Raw genomic sequence first — 7,764 nt, 5'->3', positions numbered from 1 at the left:
TGCGCCAGGGGTTGCAAAAATCTTGCCTAAAGGAAACAGGGCAATAGGACGCCGCTCCCTTGTCGATTTGGGATTACACATTTTTTCTCCTTTTTTAGGACGAGCGAAAGCAGACAAGCCTAGAAACAGGTTGCCGGTTTTGCTGCGCTTAATGGGATTGATTGGATAGGCTTACTTCGAAGTAAACTTGGGGTATTGCGTGCGAAAGGATGATGATTTATCAGCTATGAACAAATGCTTCGATTGACTACTATTGTGTGCACTTTGCAATACAAAATATCTTAATTGGTTGTTCTATATAACTCAAATTCCTCTGATCTTTCTGTGAACTGCTTACGAAATTATATTTTCTGGTCTATTATTCATATAGTAGACATAAAATGCGGTCACGGAATTATTGGTTGTTGCTCGGTTTCCAAAATCATCACGAGTAGCAATTCTCGATTGTTCTGGTTCAGATTTTAGCGGCAGCATTGCGAGATGTGCTGTCATGAGTATGACAAAACAAATTAATATGATGCCTTAACTTTATTTAATGCAGGAGAATCTGTGCCATGCCAATTCGAATTGCGTCGTACAATTTGGAGAACCTCTTCACACGACCTTCAGCGATGGTCACTGGTGGAGCAGATGGTCAACAAGCTATCGATGATCATGCATTGGCCAACCAGATCGTGGTCAAACAGGAGTACAGCGATAGCGACAAGGAAAAGCTCGTTGAACTCGATAAGCGGTATCATTTCTCGGCATTAAATCCTCCAGATAACGCTCTAGTGGTGCTCAACAAGGTACGTGGACATCTTTTTCACAGAGCCGACGACGGCACTATCACTGTGGTTGCCAATGGTCGGGGAGAATGGACTGGATGGTTCGAGCTTCGCCGCGACGATGTGTCGTGGGAGGCTATCCTGAACACCGGTCGTGTCATAGACGCAGTGAGGCCCGACATCCTCATCTGTGTGGAGGTCGAAAACCGCCCAACGCTTCAGCGATTCAATGACCAAGTGCTTTCCTCGATACTTGGAGGGCGCTACCCACACGTGATGGTGATTGACGGCAATGATACTCGTGGCATTGATGCCGGATTGCTTAGTCGCTACCCAATCGTTAGCATTAGATCGCATGTCGATGATGAGTACGAAGGCAAACCTGTTTTTTCGAGAGATTGCCCGGAATATGTGGTAAACCTTCCTTCGGATAAACAGCTCGTTGTTTGCCCGAACCATTTCAAATCCAAACGAGGTGGAGACAACGCTCAGGCTCAAGCAAGACGGAGGGCACAGGGAATCCGTGCCGCTGAAATTGCGAGGACCGCACAGCAACAAATAACTCCGCTTGTCATCGTAGCAGGCGATCTCAACGACACACCAGACAGCGATGCTGTTGCTCCGCTTCTGAAAGATGATTGGTCAGATATCCAAAGCCATCCGAATTACCCAACTGACCGACCGGGAACATACGGCACAGGCACCGCTAGCAACAAGATCGATTACATCATTATGTCTAGTGCTTTGAAGGATGTGCTAGTCGATGTAGGTATTGAGCGCCGTGGTACCTACCATCCGAGGCTTTGGCGATCTTTCGAAGGTATCACTGCCACTACCGAGGCATCTGATCATCATTGCATTTGGGCTGATTTCAATATCTGATAGCCCCTTGGTGACGACTAAATAGACAAGTATTGCTGAAGCGGTGCCAGCGAGGTACGAAGAAGCAGTAGGTAAGGAAATGTTGCTCGCTCCAAATCGATTTGACCCGGTCAATTTTGATCTGGTCATTGCAGGGCAAGGTCAATCCAGACTGCGCGTTCTTTTACTTCGGGGGAAAATTTATACGATTTGTGCATGGCTCCATTTTCTCAGATATCGAAGCCTCCTCAAAACTCGGGGCGATTCAACTGATCCATCAACTCAAAGAGATGTGTTCTTTCTACCGTTCCAATCAGACGATCACCTTGTTCCGAGCAAATGGCTTCTTTCAATATGGATAGTTCTTCCGGATTGATAGTTAGTCATCTTGAAGTTATCGAGTCAGTCAATATTGTGCATGAACTGCTTGGTGTGATGAGCACATAGGGAACAACCGATAGATTTGTGGTTACTTCTGGTGTCTTTATTAATCGATAGTCATAAACATAGTGATGATAGGAAAAAGCTCTCACTAGGTCGTTATAGGAGCAATCTCATGCGTAAGCTATCTGAATCTATGGAGTTAAAACATTTTATTTGATGTAAACTTTAATCATACAATATTTGCAATTCAAGATGGTATCTGAACCCCTCGGTATAGGAGTTGCAGTCAGCAACAGTGTTCAGCTTCCGACCTAGTCATCTATTGCCCCAAAGTGAATTTGTATGAGCTTATAGTGTCATGAATTGCTTCATTGATCTTTTCAGAAGCCTGTTTCTCTGCAGCCTGAACCTTGGAAGCGCACAGATAAGCTCCACTAATTGCCCCTGCCGGCCCCGCAATTGAACCAATAGCACCACAGATCAATCCTGCTACATACTTGCAGTTCCTATCTTCTGCACTCATTGAGATATTTCCCTCGAGCACAAAATTCCTGAGATTTAGCGATACGGATCCATTATTAAGCGCAAAGTCGGCTTGCCCGTTAATACGATTTACACCCCCATTCAAGTTGACCTTTGGATTACACAAATTCTCCGAACCGCCAGGAAACCTGTGGTTAACATTGATATATACCAACTCTTGAGAGGGCACGCTAATATCTAAAGCTAATGGCACCCCATTGATGGGGGCAATGTTTACAATGCCCTCTTTCGCTGTCAACTTACCCGAGAAAATAAAAGGACGAGCAAGAGTGACTCCAATCGGAACCTCATGCAGGTTTATGTTGGCTTCAATACTACTTAAATCGCCACCTTCTTTCTCCGACTTGTGTTCAGGTGGTATCCGCACCGTTGTGCCAAGGCTATTTAGTGCCATAGAAAAGTCAGCGGTTAATTCACTCGCAGATGCCCGAATAGACGACAAGTTAACTGAGGCAGAAGCATCATCGTTTGCAGAATCCTTAACCGTGGCAGATGCACTAATGGTTCCATCATCAATTTGAACGGTATCTGCGGGCTTTCGTGAGAGACTGAGGCTCATTGAGGCATTTGCAACCCCAACTCTATCAATATTTCCAAAAGTGGCAGAATTAATGCTTCCATCAAAGCTCATCGATCCAGAAGGATAGGATTCATCGGGGCTCAGATTAATATCATTTGACCTCAGCTTAACGGAAGCCAAAGCCACCGACGAATCAGAAGACAACCTGAAGTTTTGGCTATCAACTTGGAGCTCAAATTTATTAAATCTTCCCGAAATCGGAAAAAAAGCAGCAGTACTATCCAATTTAAGCAGTGGCGCCTTAATGGCTCCTGAAGTTACCCTCAGGGTATTTATTGAGTCAAGCGCCCACGAACCACCGTTAATATTCGCCTCGAAAGGAGAAATCGAGCCGACTAGTTTGACCTTACCGTCCGAACTCCACTCAACACCATCACATTCAGCCGTAACACTTTCACACTTGAGATCGACCTGAAAGCTCAGATTCGAAAACGATAGACTATTGCGTTCTGAAAAATAGAAAAATGCGTCTCTTATGTCGCCTTTGATCTGAGCATACTGGGCCTTTAACGAACTGGAGTTATCTGAGTACATCATACGCACGTGCTTCATGTCAACTTCACCCTTGTTGAAGGTTACAGTACTCTTCTTTCCTGCTGAAGAAGACAAAAGAAGAACAGATTGACTACCCAATGCACCAGAAATATCACCATCTTTAACAATGGTGACCCCCGGTTTTTGCTCGATGTCGATGGATGTCAAAGCAATACGTGAACCATTTTCGAGATTCAAGACATTGTCGTTGGTACTAATGCTACCCGCCCGTACATTAATGGCTATCTCGTTTATGAATGCGCTTCCAGACTCCGAGACTAGATCGTAGGTAAGCTGAGAAATCTTAGCTTGAGTTCCCTCGCTAACCTGAATCCATCCGCCATTATTGGGGAAGCGCAGAGTTGCATTAGGACGCAGCGAACCGCTATAGCTTCCAACGCCCCGTCTGGCATCAACTTGGAGAAGAATACCACCATTGATATGGGCTGACCATTTTTGATAGATCCACATTTGGGGTCTTTACACTTCTTGAAATTGTCTGAGCTTGCAAACACCCTGCCATGAAAGAAAAGACCAGAGTCATTTGAAAGAGCTAAATGTTGCTCCAGCAATACTGCATTCTTTGAGTTATTACATGCACCTGACGAAGGAGGGTCAAGTTTAAAATCCGAATTATCAGGATCCAGCGCCCCGCCACTTTCAAATGACAGTTTCTTAATCTTAAAGATAGAACATAATCCAGAAGCAGCGCGAATTTCTACTTTTAAAGGATCAAAGAATGAAATCGAGCCTTTCTGTAATGTTTTATTGCCATACTGAAACGCGATGGTTGCCCGGTTACCACCCTCAAGATACCAAACCATTCTTGAATCACCCACTTCGGTAATATAGGTTCCGCTCGAGAGTGTAACATGTGCCTGTGAGTTAGCTTGGTGAATGCTTTCTACGAAACTATTGTACAGATCATTAGCAATTGCTTTTGCAGAGATAATGCTTAACAAAAAACTTATTAAGATAAAAGTGCCACGCATCATTCACTCCTTTGCCGTTCCTGAAGTAGACTTGATATAAAGATACATTCCCAAAGCATGCTGCGTTTCCAAGCCTCATCGGAATCCTTTCGTTCCCAAGACCACTCATCGCGCTGCCCCACAGGAACAATGGAGGCTTGATTAGCTGGGCAAAGAGACGACACCAATGACTTGGCTCTCACTTTATCGCCATAAATGAAGGCAAAGAATGGATTCTTTGGCTGTCTCGTCACCAACGACAGCTCTGCATCATTAAGAATATCTTCTTTAATTCCTAGTCTCTTATAAAGGTAGAGAACTGATGCGGCAAGATGCAATCGATATCCGACTTCATTTGTGTGGGCCGAAATCCATGCTAGTGTGGTAGCAGAGGCTCTCCACTCCTCAGTCAATTCTCTTATTTGCTTGTCTCGAATGACTATCCCCATTTTTTCAGTGACAACTCCGAGTGTCGCTAAATCTCCTGGCCGCATTGTGCAGCCATACTCTGCATTGGGTTGATCGACATCATCATCAGGGCAAAATCTCGGCCATTGGCGTTTGCACTCGGCATCCAGACACCTCTTGTTCATGGAGAGCCAATTGATCCATGCCTCAAATTTAGCTTTATTTTGAGGCGTTGGAGAGCTAACTAGCCAATGGTATAAGCCAATAGCCATATCGGGTGAAAATGAGTTCATCACATTAGCTGGCCCAGCAATCATTCTGCGAGGCGACCGAAACCATTGACCAGTCTTCAGATCCTGAGATTGAACTACGGCATCGCATCCTTCAGGAATATTTGCACTACAGAGAAGGCCATTGAATAGAGTCATATCGCCATCGTTGCATGGCTGCGCCATATCTTCACCACCCTTGGTGGGGAAGCAGAGCTTGGTATCAAACTCTCCTGTAATACTTCCAACGCTCTGCTCATTACAAGTAAAAACTAGAATCGGAATCCGATTCTCTGTATGCACGAAACAGAATGGCGAGTTTTCCCGCCATAGATCGAGGTGCGGCAAGGGCTGCGAAAAAGTGGGATTTGAGATGGCGAAGGTCGAGCAAATAAGCAGTGCTTGAACAAAACTCATGAGCATCTTGCCTGCAATAGCCGATGATCGATCTATAAAAAAACTTTCACTGTAGGGAAGCATTCAGCCTCCAATCCAATTGATCTTAATCCACCCATCTCAAATCAAATATTAAATTTGTTTATTCGAACTATAGCACCTTTTTAACATATCTAGTAAGTGCAATCTTTTAAAGGTTGCGTTGGTAAGTGAAGAAAACAAATGGAGTATTCGAGTAATCGTAAGCCCCCCCGTCAAGTAGACAGAGTCTGATAGAGATTCGGAAGCCGGGTTAGCCGAGGCATGAACTGCATCGGCGGGATGTTACCCAACGCTTCATGCGGTCGGTATTCGTTGTAATCAACCAGCCACTGGTCAGTGATGGTTTGAACCTGTTCAAGATTGGCAAAAAGATACGTATCAAGCACCTCAGTCCGGTAAGTCCGATTAAAGCGTTCGATAAAAGTATTCTGGCTTGCCTGGCTGGATATATCGGATGGCGATACTTTTGGACGCAGCCCATTCAGTGAACATCTGTGAGACCAGTTCCGGTCCATTGTCCAACCGTATGGCGTTGGGTGCACCATAGCAGTCGATCAGGCGGCTTAACACCCGGATCAACCGCATTGAAGGGATCGATGTGCCGATTTCTATGGCTAGGCGCTCTCGGTTTGCTTCATCTATCACGTTCAACGTTCGGAACCGCCTGCCACAGTACAAGGTGTCATGCATGAAATCCAGTGCCCAGCAGCAATTCGGTGCGTTGGTCAGATCCAGCGGTTGCCGAGACCGACCCAGCAATCTCTTCCTGCATCGCCGAGGCATGTTCAAACCCATATCACTATATACCCGATGTACACGTTTCTTGTTCCAGCAGCGACCGTCCAATCGTAGCCTGGCAAAGCACTTCCAGAATCCCCAGCGCCCATCCAGAGTCACGATGGCATTGAGCGCATCAATCACTTCGGCATCTCGTTCGAATGCCAGTACCGACCTTTTGTAATACGCCGCCCGCGACAGGCCAGCAATCTGACAAGCGCGCATAATCGACAATCTGGTTTGCACCAACTGTTCGATTACTTCGCGCTTGGCCGACGGCGTCAAAGTTTTCGGTTTAAGACGTCCTTGATCGCTGCATTCTCCAGCGCCAGATTGGCATACATACGTTTGAGCTTGGCATTCTCAGCTTCTAGCTCGCGTAATCGCGTAAGCTCGGACACCTGTATGCCTGAGTACTTGCTCTTCCACTGGGAGTACGTGGCATTGCTAACACCGTGCTTGCGACACAGCGCAGCTACCGGCATACCAGCATCGCCTTCTTTCACTACCGCAACTATCTGACTTTCTGTAAATCTGTTTTCATGGAAATCTCCGTTATCAGGAGGTTCCGAAATTCTACTGATCTTTGTCTACTTATAGGGGGAGTTTACGTAATAACTGTAATTAATTAGAGCAGTACTTGCGTGTTTTCAGTGTTACGTTGATTTGATACGAAGAACCGGCTTTAAGGATAAACTCACTTGCACCTACTTTGGAGTCTGCATTTCCCCAGTCGTAAGTGTAGCCCAAGCCCGTCCACGCTATTTTTTGCGATCTACAACTATCAAAATACAGTTTCTGGAAATCTTTGCCATACTTAGTTGTAAGAATTCCTAGCGTTGTACAGTATTCAGGAGAATACTGTAGATGAACATACACAAACGCACTCGCTTAATATTATTGGATCGCCAGGAGATTTGGCAGCTATATCAAACCCGGCTGTGGAAGGTAGCGCATTTTGCGGAACGCTTCCAGGTCAGCCGTCCAACGATTTATGACGTACTGAAACGAGCTAGGTTACAGGAATTTATCCCGCGTGACAGTACCAACCAACGATTCAAGACGTTGCAGTATGGCCTTAAACGTCTGGCCAAGGTCGAGCAAACCATCCAGGAACGTCTCAAGCGTGAAGCGAAACGCTATAACAAATCTTACCCGGGCGAGCTCGTTCATTTCGATACCAAGCGGCTTCCCTTCTTGAAAGGGCAATCCGCCAATGAACCTCGCGAGTA

The 7,764-nt window shown here is 45.7% G+C and carries 5 protein-coding genes and 1 pseudogene; 2 read left to right on the top strand and 4 right to left on the bottom strand.

The window, feature by feature from the left end:
- Positions 1-554: 554 nt before the first annotated feature.
- On the top strand, positions 555-1,649 hold the full coding sequence (locus tag BLU57_RS15285; protein WP_090322780.1) for an endonuclease/exonuclease/phosphatase family protein: 1,095 nt from the start codon (positions 555-557) through the stop codon (positions 1,647-1,649).
- A gap of 682 nt (positions 1,650-2,331) precedes the next feature.
- Here BLU57_RS15285 and BLU57_RS15280 read toward each other — a convergent pair.
- The 4 genes and pseudogenes from BLU57_RS15280 to BLU57_RS15265 form a co-directional block, all read right to left on the bottom strand.
- On the bottom strand, positions 2,332-3,867 hold the full coding sequence (locus BLU57_RS15280) for a hypothetical protein (protein WP_090322777.1): 1,536 nt from the start codon (positions 3,865-3,867) through the stop codon (positions 2,332-2,334).
- 80 nt (positions 3,868-3,947) lie between these two features.
- Positions 3,948-4,664: a hypothetical protein gene (locus BLU57_RS15275; RefSeq protein WP_143027007.1), complete on the bottom strand. Its 717-nt coding sequence runs from the start codon at positions 4,662-4,664 to the stop codon at positions 3,948-3,950.
- Positions 4,661-5,797, bottom strand: coding sequence for a hypothetical protein (locus BLU57_RS15270; protein WP_090322772.1), 1,137 nt, complete (start codon positions 5,795-5,797; stop codon positions 4,661-4,663). Before BLU57_RS15270 ends, BLU57_RS15275 begins: the two co-directional genes overlap by 4 nt.
- Before the next feature lie 170 nt (positions 5,798-5,967).
- A pseudogene (locus BLU57_RS15265) lies at positions 5,968-7,107 on the bottom strand (IS3 family transposase).
- A gap of 292 nt (positions 7,108-7,399) precedes the next feature.
- Between BLU57_RS15265 and BLU57_RS15260 the strand changes: the two are divergent.
- The coding region (locus BLU57_RS15260) for a hypothetical protein (protein ID WP_218131682.1) at positions 7,400-7,764 on the top strand (365 nt) is incomplete at its 3' end.

The sequence above is a fragment of the Nitrosomonas oligotropha genome, from assembly GCF_900106555.1.
GTDB lineage: Bacteria > Pseudomonadota > Gammaproteobacteria > Burkholderiales > Nitrosomonadaceae > Nitrosomonas > Nitrosomonas oligotropha_A.
Note: the sequence above shows the minus strand (reverse complement) of the source record. Positions and strands in the feature narration are given on the sequence as shown.

Bases quoted from the DNA above. Each gene is read 5' to 3' on its own strand.
- BLU57_RS15285 (WP_090322780.1), top strand. From the start codon at position 555: ATGCCAATTCGAATTGCGTCGTACAATTTGGAGAACCTCTTCACACGA.
- BLU57_RS15275 (WP_143027007.1), bottom strand. From the start codon at position 4,664: ATGATGCGTGGCACTTTTATCTTAATAAGTTTTTTGTTAAGCATTATC.
- BLU57_RS15270 (WP_090322772.1), bottom strand. From the start codon at position 5,797: ATGCTTCCCTACAGTGAAAGTTTTTTTATAGATCGATCATCGGCTATT.